The sequence below is a fragment of the Saccharopolyspora terrae genome (genome assembly GCF_004348435.1).
GTDB lineage: Bacteria > Actinomycetota > Actinomycetes > Mycobacteriales > Pseudonocardiaceae > Saccharopolyspora > Saccharopolyspora endophytica.
Genome location: NZ_SMKS01000029.1, coordinates 31,978 through 51,262 on the forward strand (window position 1 = coordinate 31,978; position 19,285 = coordinate 51,262).

Annotated in this window: 13 protein-coding genes; 8 read left to right on the forward strand and 5 right to left on the reverse strand. The window is 70.8% G+C overall.

The features are described 5' to 3' along the window. Positions 1–137: 137 nt before the first annotated feature. The 4 genes from E1181_RS17385 to E1181_RS17400 all read left to right on the forward strand — a co-directional run bounded on the left by E1181_RS17385 (position 138) and on the right by E1181_RS17400 (position 7,249). Positions 138–2,102, forward strand: a complete 1,965-nt coding sequence (locus E1181_RS17385; RefSeq protein ID WP_132676035.1) for a TIGR03960 family B12-binding radical SAM protein — start codon at positions 138–140, stop codon at positions 2,100–2,102. Between the two features lie 219 nt (positions 2,103–2,321). Next, positions 2,322–3,116, forward strand: a complete 795-nt coding sequence (locus E1181_RS17390; protein ID WP_132676037.1) for a TIGR03936 family radical SAM-associated protein — start codon at positions 2,322–2,324, stop codon at positions 3,114–3,116. A 167-nt stretch (positions 3,117–3,283) separates the two neighbouring features. Further along, positions 3,284–6,274 (forward strand): translation initiation factor IF-2 N-terminal domain-containing protein, encoded by a 2,991-nt coding sequence (locus E1181_RS17395; protein WP_132676039.1) that lies wholly within the window; start codon positions 3,284–3,286, stop codon positions 6,272–6,274. Between the two features lie 69 nt (positions 6,275–6,343). Next, positions 6,344–7,249, forward strand: a complete 906-nt coding sequence (locus tag E1181_RS17400; RefSeq protein WP_132676041.1) for a hypothetical protein — start codon at positions 6,344–6,346, stop codon at positions 7,247–7,249. Here E1181_RS17400 and E1181_RS17405 read toward each other — a convergent pair. The 4 genes from E1181_RS17405 to E1181_RS17420 all read right to left on the reverse strand — a co-directional run bounded on the left by E1181_RS17405 (position 7,234) and on the right by E1181_RS17420 (position 14,112). Then, on the reverse strand, positions 7,234–7,953 hold the full coding sequence (locus E1181_RS17405; protein WP_207922192.1) for a helix-turn-helix transcriptional regulator: 720 nt from the start codon (positions 7,951–7,953) through the stop codon (positions 7,234–7,236). The genes E1181_RS17400 and E1181_RS17405 overlap by 16 nt on opposite strands. 130 nt (positions 7,954–8,083) lie before the next feature. After that, the gene (locus E1181_RS17410) at positions 8,084–11,311 is read right to left on the reverse strand and encodes an arabinosyltransferase domain-containing protein (RefSeq protein WP_235876844.1); all 3,228 of its coding nucleotides are present in this window, start codon (positions 11,309–11,311) and stop codon (positions 8,084–8,086) included. 132 nt (positions 11,312–11,443) lie between these two features. After that, complete coding sequence (locus E1181_RS17415; RefSeq protein ID WP_132676045.1) at positions 11,444–12,415, reverse strand: glycosyltransferase family 2 protein; 972 nt, start codon at positions 12,413–12,415, stop codon at positions 11,444–11,446. Further along, positions 12,412–14,112, reverse strand: a complete 1,701-nt coding sequence (locus E1181_RS17420; RefSeq protein ID WP_132676047.1) for a hypothetical protein — start codon at positions 14,110–14,112, stop codon at positions 12,412–12,414. The genes E1181_RS17415 and E1181_RS17420 overlap by 4 nt, the downstream gene beginning before the upstream one ends. A gap of 439 nt (positions 14,113–14,551) precedes the next feature. On the opposite strand from E1181_RS17420, the gene rplU reads away from it, so the two are divergent. The 4 genes from rplU to proB all read left to right on the forward strand — a co-directional run bounded on the left by rplU (position 14,552) and on the right by proB (position 17,926). Further along, complete coding sequence (rplU, locus tag E1181_RS17425) at positions 14,552–14,860, forward strand: 50S ribosomal protein L21 (protein WP_132676049.1); 309 nt, start codon at positions 14,552–14,554, stop codon at positions 14,858–14,860. Between the two features lie 14 nt (positions 14,861–14,874). After that, entirely contained in the window at positions 14,875–15,132 is a 258-nt protein-coding gene (rpmA, locus tag E1181_RS17430; protein WP_132676051.1) for a 50S ribosomal protein L27, read from the forward strand. A 182-nt stretch (positions 15,133–15,314) separates the two neighbouring features. Then, positions 15,315–16,814 (forward strand): GTPase ObgE, encoded by a 1,500-nt coding sequence (gene obgE / locus E1181_RS17435; RefSeq protein ID WP_132676109.1) that lies wholly within the window; start codon positions 15,315–15,317, stop codon positions 16,812–16,814. Continuing rightward, positions 16,811–17,926: a glutamate 5-kinase gene (proB, locus tag E1181_RS17440; RefSeq protein WP_132676053.1), complete on the forward strand. Its 1,116-nt coding sequence runs from the start codon at positions 16,811–16,813 to the stop codon at positions 17,924–17,926. The genes obgE and proB overlap by 4 nt, the downstream gene beginning before the upstream one ends. A 1-nt stretch (position 17,927) precedes the next feature. Here the strand turns inward: proB and E1181_RS17445 are convergent, their stop codons facing one another. Beyond that, a complete protein-coding gene (locus E1181_RS17445; protein WP_132676055.1) occupies positions 17,928–19,199 on the reverse strand; it encodes an MFS transporter in 1,272 nt (423 codons plus the stop codon). Positions 19,200–19,285: the final 86 nt, after the last annotated feature.

Genomic DNA, 19,285 nt, shown 5'->3' on the forward strand with positions numbered 1-19,285 from the left:
GCAACGCCTCGCGGCTGCGCCGCTTGCAGCCGCTTCGACCGGCGACTTGAGATGGCTGTGAGGTGGTTTCAGCCGGGCTTCGCTCGGCTGAAACGCCCCCGCTCGGCGCTCGGTCGAGGGACCTCTACCCTGGTCGCGTGGCTGTGGAGTCCGTTTTCGACAGGTTGGAACCCTTGCTGCCGCGGGTTTCCAAGCCCGTGCAGTACGTGGGCGGCGAGCTCAACTCGACCGTGAAGGCGTGGGAGGACGCCACCGTTCGGTGGTGCCTGATGTACCCCGACGCCTACGAGGTCGGGTTGCCCAACCAGGGTGTTCAGATCCTCTACGAGGTTCTCAACGAGCAGCCTGACGTGCTCGCCGAGCGCACCTACGCGGTGTGGCCGGACCTCGAAGAGCTGATGCGCGAGCACGAGATCCCGCAGTTCACCGTGGACGCGCACCGCCCGGTGGGCGAGTTCGACGTCTTCGGCGTCAGCTTCGCCACCGAGCTCGGCTACACGAACCTCCTCGGCGCGCTCGACCTGGCCGGAATCCCGCTGCACGCCGTGGACCGCACCGACGACCACCCGATCGTGCTGGCCGGTGGTCACGCCGCGTTCAACCCGGAGCCGATCGCCGACTTCGTCGACGCGGCGGTGCTGGGTGACGGCGAGGAAGCCGTCCTGGAGATCACCGAGGCGGTCCGGCGCTGGAAGGGCGAGGGCCGCCCGGGTGGCCGCGACGAGCTGCTGCTGCGGCTGGCCGAGTCCGGCGGCGTCTACATCCCGAAGTTCTACGACGTCTCCTACGGCGAGGACGGCGCGATCGCCGAGGTCGTGCCCAACCAGGAGCGCGCGCCCTACCGGGTGTTCAAGCGCACCACGATGGAGCTCGACGACTGGCCGTACCCGAAGCAGCCGCTGGTCCCGCTCGCGGAGAGCGTGCACGAGCGGATGAGCGTGGAGATCTTCCGCGGCTGCACCCGTGGCTGCCGCTTCTGCCAGGCCGGGATGATCACCCGTCCGGTGCGCGAGCGCTCGATCGAGGGCATCGGCGAGATGGTGCAGCGCGGCCTGGAGAACACCGGGTTCGAGGAGGTCGGCCTGCTGTCGCTGTCCTCGGCCGACCACTCCGAGATCGCCGAGGTCACCAAGGGCCTGGCTGACCGCTACGAGGGCACCAACACCGGTCTGTCGCTGCCGTCGACGCGGGTCGACGCGTTCAACATCGACCTGGCCAACGAGCTGTCCCGCAACGGCCGCCGCTCCGGGCTCACCTTCGCCCCGGAGGGCGGGAGCGAGCGGATCCGCCGGGTGATCAACAAGATGGTCTCCGAGGAAGACCTCATCCGCACCGTCTCGGCGGCCTTCGCCAACGGCTGGCGGCAGGTCAAGCTGTACTTCATGTGCGGTCTCCCCACCGAGGAGGACTCCGACGTCCTGCAGATCGCCGAGATGGCCAAGGAGGTCATCCGCGCAGGACGCGCGGCGTCCGGGCGCAAGGACATCCGGTGCACGATCTCCATCGGCGGGTTCGTGCCCAAGCCGCACACGCCGTTCCAGTGGGCCTCGCAGACCGATCCGGAGACCGTCGACGACCGGTTGCGCAAGCTCCGCGAGGCGATCAACACCGACCGCTCGCTGGGTCGCAACATCGGCATGCGCTACCACGACGGCAAGCCCTCGCTGATCGAAGGACTCCTCTCGCGCGGTGACCGCAGGCTCGGCCGGGTCATCGAGCGGGTGTGGCGCGAGGGCGGCCGGTTCGACGGCTGGAACGAGCACTTCTCCTACGAGCGCTGGGTGGACTGCGCCGAGGCCGAGCTCGCCGAGGTCGGCGTGGACCTGGCCTGGTTCACCACCCGCGAGCGCACCGAGAACGAGGTCCTGCCGTGGGACCACCTGGACTCCGGTCTGGACAAGGAGTGGCTCTGGGCGGACTGGCAGGACGCCCTGGAGGCCCGCGAGCAGGACGACTGCCGGTGGACCCCGTGCTTCGACTGCGGTGTGTGCCCGACCATGGGCACCGACATCGAGGTCGGCCCGACCGGGCGAAAACTGCTTCCGATCTCGCCGGTCGGACAGGGCTCTCCGGTGCGGAATCCGGCGTTCACGAACGGCTGACCTGCGTGTTCGTGCGCGGTCGTGCGATCGCGCACGAACGTGCGTGACACCGTCGGCCAGGTACGGTCTGGATCGAAAACTTCCCGCTGGGTGTTGTCACCACGCGGTTGAGCAAGCAAGCATCGTCGTCGACAGCGGTCCGGGGGGACCGGCGGTGACGATCATGGTCGGGGAGGCATTCTGAGTCGGCGAGATCACCCCAATCCTTCGGCGCCGCCGGTGCAGAAGCTGCGCCTGCGCTACGCCAAGCGGGGCAGGCTGCGGTTCACCTCGCACCGCGACGTGGCGCGCACCTTCGAGCGCGCGCTGCGCCGGGCCGGCGTACCGATGGCCTACTCCCAGGGCTTCAGCCCGCACCCCAAGGTGTCGTGGGCGGGAGCCGTGCCCACCGGTGTGTCCAGCGAGGCCGAGTACCTCGAGCTGCAGTTAGTCGAACGCGTCGAGCCCGAGTCGCTGCGCGCCGAGCTGGACGCCGCCCTGCCTGACGGGATCGACCTGCTCACGGCGGTGGAGGCGCGTCCGGGGCCGCTCGCGGACCTGCTCGTGGTCAGCAAGTGGCGCATCGACATGCCCGGCACGGGAGTGGCCGAACTGCGCCAGGCCGCGGAGCAGCTGATGGCGGCCGACAGCGCGCTGGTCGAGCGGATGACCAAGGACGGTCGCCGCACCATCGACGCGCGTGCCGCGCTGCTCAGCGCGGAGGTCTGGGAAGGTCCTCGGCCGATTGCGCAGCGTGATCAAAAACGCCACGCGACCGCCCAGGTGGACGATTGGCCCGAGGCGTCCGCACCGTATGGGATACTCGTAACGGTCGTGCGGCAGACAACACCCGTCGTACGGCCCGACGACGTACTGAGCGCCCTGCGTGTCGTCGCCGGTCTGGAACCGTCGGCCGCCGCGAGCGCGACCCGGCTGGAACAGGGTCGGCTCGATGACGGGGGAGGCATTGCCGACCCGTTGGCCCAGGACTCAGACGGCGACCGGACTCCGGCGGGTGAGCCCGCGGCCGGGTGACGGACGGCGTGACGTCGTCGACCCGCCGTACGGCTTCCCGGCCTGCAGGTCCGGGGCGGAGGGACCACGAAGAATTGCCGTCGCCCGCGGGCGGCGGAAACTAAAAGATCGCACATGCCTCTGTGCGGCCGCGTCCACCCGGACGCGCCCGGGGGCGGAGGAGCTGGATGTTGAACATGGATACGCCCGCTGGGAACAACGCCAGCGGGCAATCGCCCACACCCACCCAGGATGCGCAGGGCACCATCGAGTTGCCCGCGAAGCTCAGGGTGCACGCGCTCGCCAAGCTGCTGGGAGCCAGCAGCCGGGAGATCATCAAGGCGCTGGACGAGCTCGGTGAGCCCGTCCGCAGCGCCCAGTCGAACATCAACCGGGATCTGGCCCTGCGCGTCGTTCAGACGCTCAACCCCGAGCTGGTCGCCGAGGAAGGCGAGGACGCGGCCGAGGCCGCTCCGGCTTCCGAGGAACCGGCGACCGGGTCGAGCGAGGCCGCTGAGGCCGAGCAGAGCGCCGCGGTGCCCGCTGCGGACTTCGCGTCCCCGCCGTCCGAGGCGGAGGAGTCCTCGGTCGGCCTGACGCCGCTGTTCGCGGCTCCGGAGGCCATGTTCCTGGCCCCGCAGCCGCCGGCGCAGCGCCCGGCCGCCGCCGAGCCGGAGCCCGCCGAGGCCGCACCCGCGGCACCGGCCGCGGAGCCCGCCGCTGAGACCACCTCCGAGGAGGGGGAGTCCGACTCCGCCGCCGACGGCGATGACGACTCGGGTGACTCCGGCAGCCGCCGCCGTCGCCGTCGTGGTCGCCGGGGCCGCGGCCGGGGTCGCGGCGCCGACTCCGACAGCGAGTCCGGTGGCGAGGAGGGGTCCGAGGACAACCAGTCCGAGGCCGCCCAGGCCGAGACCTCCGGTGAGGGCTCCGAGGAGTCCTCCGACGAGCAGGCCGGTGAGTCCGAAGGCCAGTCCGAGGGCTCCCGCCGCCGTCGTCGCCGTCGTCGCCGCAAGGGCTCGTCGGACGACGAGAGCGGCAGCCGCGAGGACGACCCGCCGAACACCGTGGTGCACGTGCGCGAGCCCGCCGCCGAACCCTCGCGGCAGGACTCCAGCGACGACGAGGTCCGCGCGGTCAAGGGCTCGACCCGCCTGGAGGCCAAGCGCCAGCGCCGCCGCGACGGCCGCGAAGCCGGTCGGCGTCGCGCGCCTGTGCTGTCGGAGTCGGAGTTCCTGGCCCGCCGCGAGTCGGTCGACCGCAAGATGGTGGTCCGCCAGAACGGTGACCAGACCCAGATCGCGGTTCTGGAGGACAACGTCCTCGTCGAGAACTTCGTGACCTCCTCGGGCACCGGCTCGCTGGTCGGCAACGTCTACCTGGGCCGCGTGCAGAACGTGCTGCCCAGCATGGAAGCCGCCTTCGTCGACATCGGCCGGGGCCGCAACGCGGTCCTCTACGCCGGTGAGGTCGACTGGGACGCCGCCGGGCTGGCGGGCAAGGCCCGCCGCATCGAGCAGGCCCTGCAGACCGGCGACAGCGTCCTGGTGCAGGTCACCAAGGACCCGGTCGGTCACAAGGGCGCGCGGCTGACCACCCAGATCAGCCTGCCGGGCCGGTTCCTGGTCTACGTGCCGGGCGGCGGCGCCACCGGTATCAGCCGCAAGCTGCCCGACAACGAGCGCAAGCGGCTCAAGGAGATCCTCAAGCGGATCGTGCCGGACAACGCCGGCGTGATCATCCGCACCGCCTCCGAGGGCACCAGCGAAGAAGCGCTGGACCGCGACGTGCGGCGGCTGCAGGCGCAGTGGGAGGTCATCAAGGAGAAGGCCGAGACCCCCGGCGCGAACGCCCCGCAGCTGCTCTACGAGGAGCCCGACCTGCTGATCAAGGTCGTCCGCGACCTGTTCACCGAGGACTTCTCGTCGATGACCGTCCAGGGCAACGACGCGTGGGAGACCATCGAGGCCTACGTCCAGCACGTGGCGCCCGACCTGGCGTCCCGGCTGGACAAGCACGTCGGCAAGAACGACGTGTTCCACGAGAAGCGGATCAACGAGCAGATCGCCAAGGCGCTGGACCGCAAGGTCTGGCTGCCCTCCGGTGGTTACCTGGTCATCGACCGCACCGAGGCCATGACGGTGATCGACGTCAACACCGGCAAGTTCACCGGCTCCGGTGGCAACCTGGAGGAGACGGTCACCCGCAACAACCTGGAGGCCGCGGAGGAGATCGTCCGCCAGCTCCGGTTGCGCGACATCGGCGGCATCATCGTCATCGACTTCATCGACATGGTGCTGGAGTCCAACCGCGACCTGGTGCTGCGCCGGCTCACCGAGTGCCTGGGCCGCGACCGCACCCGCCACCAGGTCGCCGAGGTGACCTCGCTGGGCCTGGTGCAGATGACCCGCAAGCGGGTCGGCACCGGTCTGCTGGAGGCCTACAGCAGCACCTGCGAGCACTGCCGCGGGCGCGGGCTGATGGTCTCCACCGAGCCGATCAACCACCAGCACGGCAACGGCGGTGGCGGCAACGGCAGCGCCCAGAGCGGTGGTGGCAACGGTGGCCGCCGCAACCGCAACCGCGGCAAGCAGCAGGACGCCGACCAGCAGGCCCCCGAGCCCAAGGCCGAGCAGAAGACCGAGTCCAAGCCGGAGCCGAAGGCCGAGGTCAAGGCGGACACCAAGCCGGAGCCCAAGCCCGAGTCGAAGCCGGAGCCGAAGGTCGAGGCGAAGGCCGAGGAGCGCAAGCCCGAGCCCGCTCCGGTCGAGTCGAAGCCGGAGCCGAAGGCCGAGGAGCCCAAGGCTGCCGAGCCGAAGCCCGAGCCCGTCGAGGCCGCCAAGCCCGTCGAGCCGAAGCCTGAGCCCGAGGCCGCCAAGCCAGTCGAGCCGGTCGCCGAGACGAAGCCGCAGGTCGCCGAGACCCCGGCCGCCGCGGTCGAGCAGAAGCAGCCGGAGCCGGCCGAGTCGCCGGCGGAGTCCAACGGGGTCCGTCCGCGCCGCAAGGCCGTGCGGTCCGCCGGTAGCGCGGGCGCCCCGGTCCAGCCGCTGGTGGTGGCCAAGCCGGAGCCGAAGCAGTCGACCGACGACGGTCTGGCCAACATCGAGCCGGCCGCCCCGGTCCGCAGGGCCCGCCGCCGCGCGGTCTCGCGCCCGTCCGGTCCGCCGGTCGAGGGCTGACCCGATCAACACCGGAAATGGCCGATCCGTTCAAGAACGGGTCGGCCATTTCCGCTTAACGTCGGGGGCATGACTCGTTGCACACCGCAGCGCCTGGCGGACGCCGAGCGCTTCATCTGGCTCACGGCCCGCGTGCTGGAACAGCGCCGCTTCGAACACCTCCACGCCGAGGGTTCGGCAGCGGCGGTCCACACCGCTCTGGAGGCATACCGCTGCTCCGACGGCGGGTACGGCTACGGCCTGGAACCGGACGCGCGCGGCCCCATCAGCCAGCCGCTGCAGACCTGGACCGCGCTGACGATCCTGGACGAGATCGGCCGCTGCGCCGAGGACGCCCCCGCCATCTGCGACCACCTCACCACCATCACCCGCCCGGACGGCGGCGTGCCCGGCGGCGACGTGCGGCTCGGCGACTACCCGCACGCCCCGTGGATCCCGGTGGTCGAGGAACCCGAGGGATCGCTGCTGTCGACCGCGCTGCTGGCGGGCGTGCTGCACAAGAACGCCGTCGAGCACCCGTGGCTGTCGGGCGCGACCGAGTTCTGCTGGAAGGGCGTCGACGCGCTCACCGAGACCCACCCCTACGAGGCGATCGCCTCGGTCGCGTTCCTCGACCACGTGCCCGACCGGGAGCGGGCCGAGCGAGCGGCCGAGCGCATCGGCGGGTTGATCCGCGAGGCCGGCTACGTGCTGCTCGATCCCGAACGCCCGGAGCTGGCGCGGGTGGCTCCCGGCTACGCCTCCGGTGAGATCCCGGGGGTCTGCGACTACGCGGCGTCCCCGACGAGCCTGGCCCGTCGGTGGTTCAGCGACGCCGAGATCGAGCGGGGCCTGGACCACCTGGCGTCGCAGCAGCGCGAGGACGGCGGCTGGCCGATCCAGTGGCTGGAGTGGTCGCCGAGCACGGCGCTGGAAGGCAGGCCCCGGGTCACGCTCGACGCGCTGCGCGTCCTGAGCGCCTACGACGCGGCCTGATCCCGCGCGAAGTACCGCTTCGGGGTCAGGCCGGACAGCCGGCGGAACTCCCTGGTCAGGTGGGCTTGGTCGGCGTAGCCGCAGCGGTGGGAGAGGTCGGCGAGCCGGTGCTCGCCGCTGCTGCGCACGGCCCGCTGGAACCGCAGCACGCTCACCAGCGTCTGCGGCCCGTAGCCGACGGCGTCGGCGATCCGGCGCCGCAGCTGCCGCTCGGACATGCCGATCCGCCCGGCCAGCGCGCGCACCGACGGCGGTCGTGGATCGTCCAGGGCGGCGACCGCGACCGCCACGGCGGGGTCGGGCTCCCACTCGGTCAGGCGCTCCCGCGCGAAGCGCTCCAGCAGCGCGGGGGCCAGCTCGGGATGCTCGTCGACGGCGTCGGCGAGGTCGCGTCCTCGGGAGCCCCAGAGCTCGGTGGCGTCGACCCGCAGGTCCTGCAGCTCAGCTGCGGGGACGCCGAGCAGCAGCCGGGCCATCCCCGGTCGGGCCCGGATGCCGAACATCGGTGCTCCGGCGTCCAGCCCGGAGACCCAGGACCCTGTGTCGGGGCCGACGGCCTCGACCCGTCCCGCTCGCCAGATCAGGTCGACGCAGCCGTCGGGCACGACCAGCTGCGAGCCTCCGGCCGGAGCGGCTCCGTGCCCCCACAGGCAGGACACGAACCCTCGCAGCTCCGCCGAAGGCGACGACTCCCAGTACCGCACACCCAGCAGTATGCGATGCCCCCGGACAGGGCGACCCGCCACCGCGGCCGAGCGAAGGGGAAGCGCCGGCTCGCGGACCGGGAACGCGCGGAGCCCCGGTCCCTCGGGACCGGGGCTCCGCCTGGGTGGATCAGTTCTCCTCGGTGTCGAAGGACGGGATGTCGGTCCTGTCGTCGGAGCTGGGCATGTCGCCCGGCAGGTCCAGGCCCTGAGCGGGCGGCCCCGGGGACCACAGGCCCGAGTGCGTCTCGGTGTGCAGCTCCAGCGCTGCCGAGGCGGGCAACGCGTCCGGCGTGTAGGGGTGCACCTGGTACAGCGAGCCCCAGTCCTTCTGCGGGTCGTTGGTCAGGTAGGTCGGCAGGTTGCGCACGCTCGACGACACCGTCATCCAGCCGAACGGCCCACCGGCGTCCGGCGAGGACCAGCCCTCACCGATGCCCCGGACCTCCTCGCCCGCGCTGACCCGGAACTTCGGCATCTCCGCGATGCCGTTGTACAGCCCCGAGATCTCCAGGCACGGGTGCACCAGCCCGGCAGGCCACTCCACGAACGTCGGGTCGTTGCCGACGAACTTCGTGAGCTGGGTCAGCTTCGGCACGCGCGGTGCCGACACCGCCAGCCAGCCGCTCTGCCCCAGGGACTGGTCGACCAGCACCATCCGCAGCTTCGTCGCGCCCTCGGCCTCTCCGCCGAGCAGGTAGCGGTGCTCGCGCCATCCCGGCGGCGGGCCCTGCTGAACCGGGTACCGGTTGGTCAGCTGGAAGCCCTGCGGGGTGTCCTTGCCCAGTTCGAAGTAGACCTGGTTCGCGCCCGTCTCCGAACCGGCGATGCTGATCGCCACCGGCAGCTTGCCGGTCTGGGCCTCCTCCGGGATGTCGTACCACGGAGTGCGCAGCTCACCGGTGCCCTGCCCCTCTTCGTCGTAGCTGCCCCACACCGGGGCCTCGGGTCCGCCGAACTGGTTCGGCGGGCGCCAGCTCGGCGTGTCCGGTGAGGACTCGTCGGTCGGCGGCACGCCCGGGTCGGTGAAGCCGACCTGCTTGGGCTGCAGGTACTGCTGGGCGTTCTCCTGGTTGGCCAGGCGCTGCGGCGGCAGCTTCAGATCGGGCTGCTTGGCCGGGGCCGGCACGGTCGGCTGCTGCGCGGACGCCTTGAGCACGCCCTCGCGCGGGTTGGTCTCCACCCCGACCGAGTCGGACAGGCCGCAGCTCTGCTGGGTGAGCTGCTTGATGTTGTCGGTGCCCAGCGTGTAGCTCGGCCCCTGCTCGACGATGCCCTTGCCGAACGCGGCGAGCTCACCGAGCACCATCAGCGCGCACAGCACCGACAGCGGCGCCGTGCCCCAGCGCAACGCGAGGTTGCGCTTCTCCTTGCTCTCCCAGCTCTCGTCGACGACCTTCGGGTTGTTCTCGTCGATCCGCAGGTGCTCGACCACGGCGATGATGCCGGTGATCATCGCGAGCACCAGGATCATCGTGCTCGCCTTGTAGCCCTTGATCGACGGCGGCTTGTCGAACCACGGGACGCCCCAGCCGGAGACGTACCACCAGGCGTTCGGCCCGGTGGCGGCGAAGGCCAGGATCACCAGCAGACCGGTCACGAACGCCATCCGGTTGCGCCGCGAGCGCAGCACGGTGGTGCTGGTGGCCAGCGCGGTGAGCGCCGCGAGCGCGCCGCCGACCGCGGCGAAGATGCCGAAGTGGTGGGTGTGCTTGGTGGGCGTGAGCGCCAGCACCGCGAAGGACATCGCGGCCACCGCCAGCAGTCGGCGGCTCGGGCCCAACGCGGCACCGCGGATCCGGCCCCGGCGCAGCAGCACCACGCCGCAGGTCGCCACGCACAGGATCACCAGCAGCACCGGGAAGCGGCGGCTGAGCGAACCGTCCGGGCTCTCGCTGAACAGCAGCAGGTAGCGGCTGAGCTCCTCGTACCAGCGGCCGTTGGGGCCGAAGGTCGTCTTGAGCTCCATCGAGTCCATCACCGACCGCCACGTCTGGTCGTAGAACACCAGCGTGAGGATCACGAACCCGGACGCCATGAGCGGCGCCAGCACCGGGAGCCAGCCGAACTCCTGCGCTCGCTTGCGCACCATCCGGTGCAGCGGCTTGAACCCGGCGATGTAGGGGAGCACGGCGATCAGGCCGTGCGGGTTGACGCCCACCGACAGGGCGGCGGCGACCAGGCCCAGCGCGGCGGGCGTCAGCCGCTCGGTGCTCACCGCGCGCTCGACGGCGCACAGCGCGAGCAGCGAGAACAGCACCACGACCGGCTCGGCGCGCAGACCGTTGTTGTAGGGCAGCCAGAAGGCGAGGAACACCGCGGCCGCGGCCCAGCCGGCGGCGTTGCTGCGCCGGACCTGCTGGCCCAGGCGGGGGAGCACCTCGCGGGAGATCAGCAGCCAGCTGATGATGCCCATCAGCAGCGCCGGCAACCGGACCCACGGGGTCGCGGTCGACACCCTCACCCACAGCGAGTAGACCTCGTAGAACCAGCCGAACGGCGATTCCGGGTTGGCGAACCAGCGGTAGTAGTTGCTGACGTAGCCGGCGCTCTGCTCCGAGCGCACCATGCTCAGCACGTAGCCGTCATCGGAGGTCATCGCCCCGATCAGCCACCAGATCCCGAGCGCGACGAACACCGAGATGTCGCGCAGCGTCGGCTTCCACCAGCGCTTCGGCGCCAGGCGTGGAGCGCGCCGGCCGGCGAGGGCGTCCAGGCGTCGCAGGCACAGCACGGAGCCGATGAACGAGGCCAGGGTCAGCACGATGACGGTCGTCTTCAGCGGCGTCGCCCACGAGCTGAACCGGTTGTCCACCCTGGCCTGGAAGTCCAGCCCGCGCACGTCGTCGCGGGTGTTGTCCAAAGTGGAGTAGATGCCGGTCAGCTGGGGGCGCTGGTCGCCGGTCTGGTTGACCCAGCGCTCCTTGCCGATCGTGGCGGTGGTGCCTTCGGCGTCGGCGTGCACCTTCAGGGTGCAGTCACCGGCGGGCAGCGGTGTGGTGCCGATCTGCTGGCCCTTGGAGTAGAGCAGCGCCTGCCCGTTGTCGACCTGCAGGACGAGACCGGTGAGCTGACCGGAGTCCGAATCGGGCGAGTTGGTGCTCAGCAACAACCCCGGGCCTTCGGTTCTCGCGTCCAGGCTGCGCGCCGAGGCGCACGGGACCTTCGCGTCCAGCCACACCGGTGCGTAGGTCACCAGTGGGGCGGAGACCGACTTGGTTCCCTCCGCTGTCGGCCACCGCAACGTCCCCACCTTGTGGTTGACGGGGAGGAACGGGACAAGTAGCGCCAGGACGGTGCCCACCAGCCCGAGAAGCGTGGCGAGCAACCGCAATTTCTTCGCCGACTCTTGCTGCACGGGGGAGACCATACGGGCGATGACAGGGTGTGTTCTGCCGCCCCCTGGCCTATTTCGCATTTGCGTCAGGTAATGCGCAATCGCTTTGTCAGGAGCTCGTTACCGCGCTGTGTTCCGAGTTGAAATGTTCGGTCACGAAGCGTGTTGTGCTGAATTCGCAGTCCGCGTGGTCTGGTCCGCGACCAGCACCGTCACGTCGTGCTCACGACCGGTTCGGTGCAGCACGAGTTCGGCCAGAAGACCCAGCGAGATCATCTGAACTCCGAAAATCTCCAACAGGATCCCGAGCGTCAGAAGTGGACGAGTTCCGATCGATTCCTCGGTGAACAACCACACCCCGGTCAAGTACAGCAGCACCAGAGTTCCCAGCGTCCCCGCCAGCATCCCGAGCCCGCCGAACAGGTGCGCAGGACGGCGTCCGTAGCGGGTCAGCGCCATCACCGTGAGCAGGTCCAGCGCGCCGCGCGCGTAGCGCTCCAGCCCGTACTTGGACACCCCGTGCTGCCGCGCCCGGTGGTTGACCGTCCGCTCCACGACCCGGTATCCGAGCTGGTGCGCCAGCGCCGGGATGTAGCGGTGCAGCTCCCCGTACAGCGGAACCCGCCGGTACACCTCGGTGCGCGCGGCCTTCAGCCCGCAGTTGTGGTCCGACAGCCGCAGCCCGGTGATCAGCCCGGTGAACCAGTTGAACACCTTCGACGGCAGCCGCTTGCCCAGCGGGTCCTTGCGCTGCGCCTTGTGGCCGCTGACCAGGTCCGTCCCGGAGTCCAGCTCGGCCAGCAGCCGGGGGATCTCGGAGGGATCGTCCTGCAGGTCGGCGTCGAGGGTGACCATGAGCTCGCCGCGCAGCTCGGAGACCCCGGCGGCCAGCGCGGCGGCCTTGCCGAAGTTGCGGCGCAGCCGGATGCCCCGGATGCGCGGGTCCCGCGCGGCGTGCTCGGTGATGACCTGCCAGCTGTCGTCGGTGCTGCCGTCGTCGACGATCACCAGCTCCCACTCGCGGTGCTGGCCTGCCATGGCCTCGCTGATCTCGGCGAAGAGCTTCGGCAGGCTGTCGCGCTCGTCCTTGGCGGGAGCCAGCAGTGAGACTTCCGGGATCGTCATCGCGCCACCTGCGGTTTCTCCGTGAGCGGCCGGATCCACCAGCCGTCGGGGAACTGGAACGCCACGCGCAGCGGACCCGGTTGGGCGGGGGCGACGGCCTGGAAGCCGAGCCCGCTCTCGATGCCGGGCGTGGCCGCCTCGGCGTCCGAGCGCGGGAGGTCGACCACGCCGCCGCCGACGACCGTCCCGGTCTGGTCGAGCACGGCCACGCAGCGAGCGCGTTCGATGCCGGAGATCGCCCAGCCCTTGAGCATCCGCGCGCCGCCCTGGACCTGGTCGGTCTCGGCGTTGAGCACGACGTCGCGGCCGTCCGGTCGCGGTTCGCGCAGCGAGTCGACGCTGGGCGTGCGCCAGGTCGCGGTGCTGACCCGGTCGCCGACGTTGAGCCCGTCGGGGCAGCCGAGCGAGAACTCGGGGGAGAAGGGGTAGTGCCCGAGCGCCTGGAGGCGGGGCAGCAGCTGTCCGGGCGAGGGGAAGCGGTCGGTGAAGGCGTCGGGGTGCCCGATCCGCGCGGCGACCGCCAGCAGCTGCTGGTTGGGCGCGTCGGCCCGCACGCTCTGCGCCATCGGCGCCCCGAGCGCGACCGTGGCCAGCACCGCGCCGCCCACCGCGACCGCGCGGAACCGCGGCCAGCGCGCCCAGGCGACCACGATGACCAGCACCGCGATCCACAACGCGGCGGTCATGCTGTTGTAGCGGCTCTGCAGCCCGGCCGACTCGCCGAACGCGGCGCGCGAGCCGGAGATCATCACCGCGCAGCCCAGCGCGTACAGCGCCAGCCCCCACCACGGCGCGGCGATCCGCCGTTCGGCGGTGGTCTGGTTCGCGTGCAGCACCAGCACGCCGAGCCCGGCCACTCCCGCCAGCAGCGCGACCGAGGGGTCGGTGCCGGTCCACACCATGCCGAGCATGCTCAGCCCGGCCAGCATCGCCTGCGCCGGATCGTCGGTCGGCGAGCTCCCGCCGCCGCCCTGCGGGCCGCGCAGCACCAGCCAGGTCGCGACCACCACGAGCCCGACCACCAGCGGGGTCGCGATCCACTTCCGCCGGTCGCCGCGCAGCCACGCCACCAGCGCCAGCGCCGGCCACACCGCGAAGGAGGTGCCGTAGCTGATCGAGGCCAGCAGGCCCAGCACCACGGCGATCGCGCGGTGCTCCCGGTGCATCGCCAGCAGCGCACCCAGGACCAGCAGCATCGCCAGGATCCACGAGGCGCCGCTCATCGAGCGCACGTAGTTGTGGATGCCGTGCGGGTTGAACACCAGCGTCGAGGTCGCCGCGAGGAGTCCCGCCCGCTGCCAGGGGTCGAGGTGCTCGGGCAGCATCGCCAGCACCAGCAGGACGCAGCCCGCGCCCATCGCCAGCACGGCCAGGCCCAGCGGCTGGTTGAGGCCGTGGCCGAAGCGGGCGCTGAGCCAGAACAGCAGGCTGGGCAGCACGAACGGGTGCTCGTTGCGGAATCCCAGCAGCGCTTCGGGGCGCAGCGAGCCGTCGACGTCGGTGATGTCGAGCAGGACCCACCAGTAGTCGTAGAAGTGCATCTGCGGGTAGCGCAGGATCTCGCGCAGCATCATCAGCGGCGGCACGACGGCCGACAGCCCCAGCAGCAGCGGACCGAAGGGGTGCACCGGACCGGGGGCGGCTGGTGCGGTGGGCGCGGCGGCCTGGTGGTCGGTCTGCGAAGCGGTGTCAGTCACTCTGCGTTTCCCTAGATCATCACGGGCGGCCACTGACGGTAGCAAGGGCAGGTCACGATGGTTGCGGAACGGGGAAATCTGGCCGGGATGCGCCACGGCGGCGGGGGCGGTTCGCCGGTCCGCGGCGAGCTCGCTTATGCTGTTTCGGCTCGCCCGTCAGCGCGTGATCCGCGGATCCGCACTGGTGGTACCGCCCCGGTCGATCGGGGACGGAAACCTGGTCTGTATGATGGGTGAGAACTTCTCGCCGCCGGACGGGCGGAGAGATTAAACGCCTGTTTCGAGTGCGGTCGCTCGCGCGGTCCTCGCTGCTGAGACAGGAACCCACCGAGACGCTGCACCAGCGGCGTGGTAGGAAGCCCCGATCCTCGTGATCGTGGCGGACGTCCGCCGCAACCTGGTGAATTAGCGAAACCGAGCAGCAGGAGACTTCCGACTCATGTACGCGATCGTCAAGACCGGCGGCAAGCAGTACAAGGTGGCTGTCGGGGACGTCGTCGAGGTCGAGAAGCTCGATGGCGAGCTGGGCTCCGAGGTCGCGCTCCCGGCGGTTCTGGTCGTCGATGGCTCCGAGGTCACGACCGACGTCGACGCGCTGACCAAGGTGTCGGTGACCGGCGAGCTGGTCGAGCAGACCAAGGGCCCCAAGATCCGCATCCACAAGTTCAAGAACAAGACCGGCTACCACAAGCGCCAGGGTCACCGTCAGAAGCTGACCCGGGTGAAGGTCACCGGCATCAACAAGTGAGGACCTGAGTAGTCATGGCACACAAGAAGGGCGCATCCAGCTCTCGGAACGGCCGCGACTCGAACCCCAAGTACCTCGGGGTGAAGCGCTACGGCGGCCAGGTCGTCAAGGCCGGTGAGATCCTGATCCGTCAGCGTGGGACCAAGTTCCACCCGGGTCTGAACGTGGGTCGGGGCAACGACGACACCCTGTTCGCGCTGTCCGCCGGTACCGTCGAGTTCGGACGTTACCGCGGCCGCAAGGCCGTCAGCGTGCAGCTCGTCGAGGCCTGATCCGGCTCTCGACGCAGGCCAGCAACTTCCCGGCGAGGGGCGGAACCGGCATGACCGGGCCGCCCCTCGCTTTGTGTTGTCCGGGGTGACCTGCACCGCGGTCGGGAAGCACGCCGGTCGCGCCGCTGTTGCAATCGAGACCAAGAGCTCTACCCGCCGGGCGGCCGCTCGGCTTGATCTTCCTGGAGGCATTCGTGTCGCGGTTCGTTGACCGCGTGACCATCAGCGTCGCCGCGGGCGACGGTGGAAATGGCTGCGCCTCGGTGCACAGGGAGAAGTTCAAGCCGCTGGGTGGTCCGGACGGCGGCAACGGTGGCAAGGGCGGCGACGTCCGCCTCGTCGTCGACTCCGGCGTGCACACCCTGCTCGACTTCCACTACCGGCCCAACGCCCGCGCGGTGAAGGGGCAGCCCGGCAAGGGCGGCCACCGCAACGGCGCCCAGGGCGAGGACCTGGTGCTGCCGGTCCCGGACGGCACCGTCGTGCTGACCCCCGACGGTGAGGTGCTGGCCGACCTGGTCGGCACGGGAACCACCTTCATCGCGGCGGCCGGCGGTCGCGGCGGCCTCGGCAACGCCGCGCTCGCATCCAAGGCCCGCAAGGCGCCGGGCTTCGCGCTGCTCGGCGAGCCCGGCGAAGAGCTGGAACTGGTGCTGGAGCTGAAGTCGGTCGCCGACGTCGGCCTGCTCGGTTTCCCGTCGGCGGGCAAGTCCTCGCTGATCTCGGTGGTCTCGGCCGCGAAGCCGAAGATCGCCGACTACCCCTTCACCACCTTGGTCCCCAACCTCGGCGTGGTGACCGCGGGCGAGACGGTGTTCACCGTCGCCGACGTGCCCGGCCTGATCCCCGGCGCCAGCCAGGGGCGCGGTCTGGGCCTGGACTTCCTGCGGCACATCGAGCGCTGCGCGGTGCTGGTCCACGTGGTCGACTGCGCCACGCTGGAGCCGGGCCGCGACCCGATCTCCGACATCGACGCGCTGGAGAACGAGCTCGCCGAGTACACCCCGGCGCTGGCCGCCGAGCAGGGCGGCGCCGACCTGGCCGACCGCCCGCGCATGGTGGTGCTGAACAAGATCGACGTGCCGGAGGCCCGCGAGCTCGCCGACTTCGTGCGCGCGGAGGTCGAGGAGCGGGGCTGGCCGGTCTTCGAGATCTCCACCGCCTCCCGCGAGGGCCTGCGCGAGCTGAGCTTCGCGATGGGTGCCGAGGTCGAGCGCTACCGCGAGACGCTGCCCGAGCCGGAACCGGCGCGCGTGGTGGTCCGGCCGACCGCGGTCGACGACGGTGGTTTCACCGTCGAACCCGACCCGGAGGACGAGGACGCCTTCATCGTTCGCGGCGAGAAGCCGGAGCGCTGGATCCGGCAGACCGACTTCAACAACAGCGAGGCCGTGGGCTTCCTCGCCGACCGGCTGGCGAAGCTGGGCGTGGAGGACGCGCTGGCCAAGCAGGGCGCCGAGCCCGGCAGCCAGGTCACCATCGGCACCATGACCTTCGACTGGGAGCCCTCCACCCCGGCGGGGATGGCCAACCTGCTCGGTCGGCGCGGTCACGACCTGCGGCTGGAGTCCGACGACCGGGTTTCGGCGCACGAGCGCAAGATCGCCAAGCAGGCGCGCCGCGGTAGCGGGCTGGACGAGTTCGGCCGCTACGTCGGGGGCGAGGAGGAGGACGACGAGTGAGCCTCTCGGCGACTCGGCAGGCGGTCGCGGCCGCGCAGCGGATCGTGGTGAAGGTCGGTTCGTCCTCGTTGACGACCACCGAGGGCGGCTTGGACTCCGAGCGGCTGTCGGTCCTGGTGGACACGGTCGCGAAGCGGGTCGCCGCCGGGGGACAGGTCGTGCTGGTCTCCTCGGGCGCCATCGCCGCCGGGATCGCGCCGATGGGCCTGCGCCGCAGGCCGAAGGACCTGGCGACGCAGCAGGCCGCGGCGTCGGTGGGGCAGCTGGCGCTCGCGCACGCCTACGCCGAGTCGTTCGCCCGCTTCGACCTCACCGTCGGCCAGGTGCTGCTCACCGCCGATGACGTGGTGCGCCGCAGCAACTACCGCAACGCGCAGCGCACCCTGAACCGGCTGCTCGGGCTGGGTGTGGTGCCGGTGGTCAACGAGAACGACACGGTGGCCACCACCGAGATCCGCTTCGGCGACAACGATCGGCTGGCGGCGCTGGTCTCGCACCTGGTCGGTGCCGACGCGCTGATCCTGCTGTCCGATGTGGACGCGCTCTACGACGGCGATCCGCGCAAGGGCGGATCGAAGGTGATCCGCGAGGTCACCGGCGCAGCCGACATGGCCGGTGTCGACGCGGGCAGCTCGGGTGCGTCCGGGTTGGGCACCGGCGGCATGGCGTCGAAGGTCGCGGCGGCGAAAGTCGCCTGCACCTCCGGCATTCCGGTCCTGCTCACGTCGTCGGCCAACGCCGAGAGCGCCTTGGGGGCGGCGGACGTGGGAACGGCGTTCGCCGCGACCGGGAACCGCCTGTCGGCTCGGCGGTTCTGGCTCGCCCACGCCGCCGGGGCCAACGGCCGCCTCTGGTTGGACGACGGTGCCGTCGCCGCGGTCGTCAAGCGCCGCCGGTCCCTGCTGGCCGCCGGGATCACCGCCGTCGAGGGCGCTTTCGACGGCGGCGACGTGGTTGAACTCCTCAGCCCGACCGGCAAGGTCGTGGCCCGCGGCGTCGTCGCCTACGACGTCGAAGAGCTCCCGACCCTGATCGGTCGCTCCACCCACGACCTCCCGCCGGAGCAGCGCCGAGAGGTCGTCCATGCCGACGACCTCGTGCCGATGCGCTGACTCAGCGCAGTTCGGTGGCCCGGGTCTCGGGCAGCGTGCGGATGACGAAGAACGCGATCACCGCGCCCACCGCGATGTACCAGAAGAAGCCCGTGGCGATGCCGAACTCGGCGAAGGCCTGGATGACCAGCGGTGCCGTGCCGCCGAAGACGGCGACCGTGAGGTTGTACCAGGCGCCGATGCCCAGCCCGCGCAGCTCGGTGGGGAACAGCTCCGACATGATCGCCGGCGCGATCGAGGTCATCGCGGTGTAGAGCCCGACACCGACGCAGAACACGACGAGCAGGCCGCCCAGGCCCGGCCGCACCAGGCTGGACAGCGGCACGATGAGGATCGCGGTGGCCGCCGACCACACCAGCAGCTGCGGTTTGCGGCCGTAGCGGTCGGACACCGCGCCCATCGGGTACTGCAGCGCGATGAACAGCGCCGTCGCGATGGACAGCGCGAGGAACACGTCGGTGGCGTCGGCGTCGCGGTTCTTCACCGCGAACGGCGTGAGCGCGCTGAAGAACGTGTAGTAGCACAGCGTCGAGAGCATCGAGAACCCGATGAGCTGCCCGACGGCCTTGGGGTGCTCCCGCAGCGTCAGCATCAGCGGGTTCTTCAGGGCCTTGGCCTTGGTCTTGTTCTCCTCGTACTGCTCGGTCTCGGTCAGCGTGCGCCGCAACCAGATGCCGACGAGCCCGAGCACGCCGCCGACGATGAACGGGATCCGCCAGCCGTAGGAGGTGAGCTGGTCCTCGCTGAGCACGGAGGTCAGCAGGAATCCCAGCAGCGAGGCGATGAGCAGCGCGGCACCCGTGGAGATGTAGAAGAACGACGAGTACCGGCCGCGCCGCGACGGAGGCGCGATCTCGGCGAGGTAGGCCGAGGCGTTGGAGACCTCGCCGCCGAGCGAGAGGCCCTGCCCGATGCGGGCGAGGATGAGCAGGATCGACGCCAGCCACCCGATGGACTCGAAGGTCGGCAGGACACCGATGATCAACGAGCCGCCGGCCATCAACGCGATCGTCACCAGCATCGCGGTCTTGCGCCCGCGCAGGTCGGCGAAGCGGCCGAGCATCCAGCCGCCGAGCGGGCGGAAGAAGAACGCGAGCGCGAACGTGGCCAGCGTGTTGATCAGGGCCCATTCGCCGGGGAAGAAGGCGGAGGCGAAGTACACGCTGAACGCGGTGTAGATGGTCCAGTCGTACCACTCGATGGCGTTACCGATGCTCGCCGCGACCAGCGTTCGGACCGGGAGCTTGTGGGCCACGGCTTCGTCCTGGGACATCGCAACCTCCGCGTCGCGCCCGAGAATGGGGTGTCGACACGGTATGCGCTCGACTGCTTGGGTGAAAGGTCCGAGTCCTAACTGGA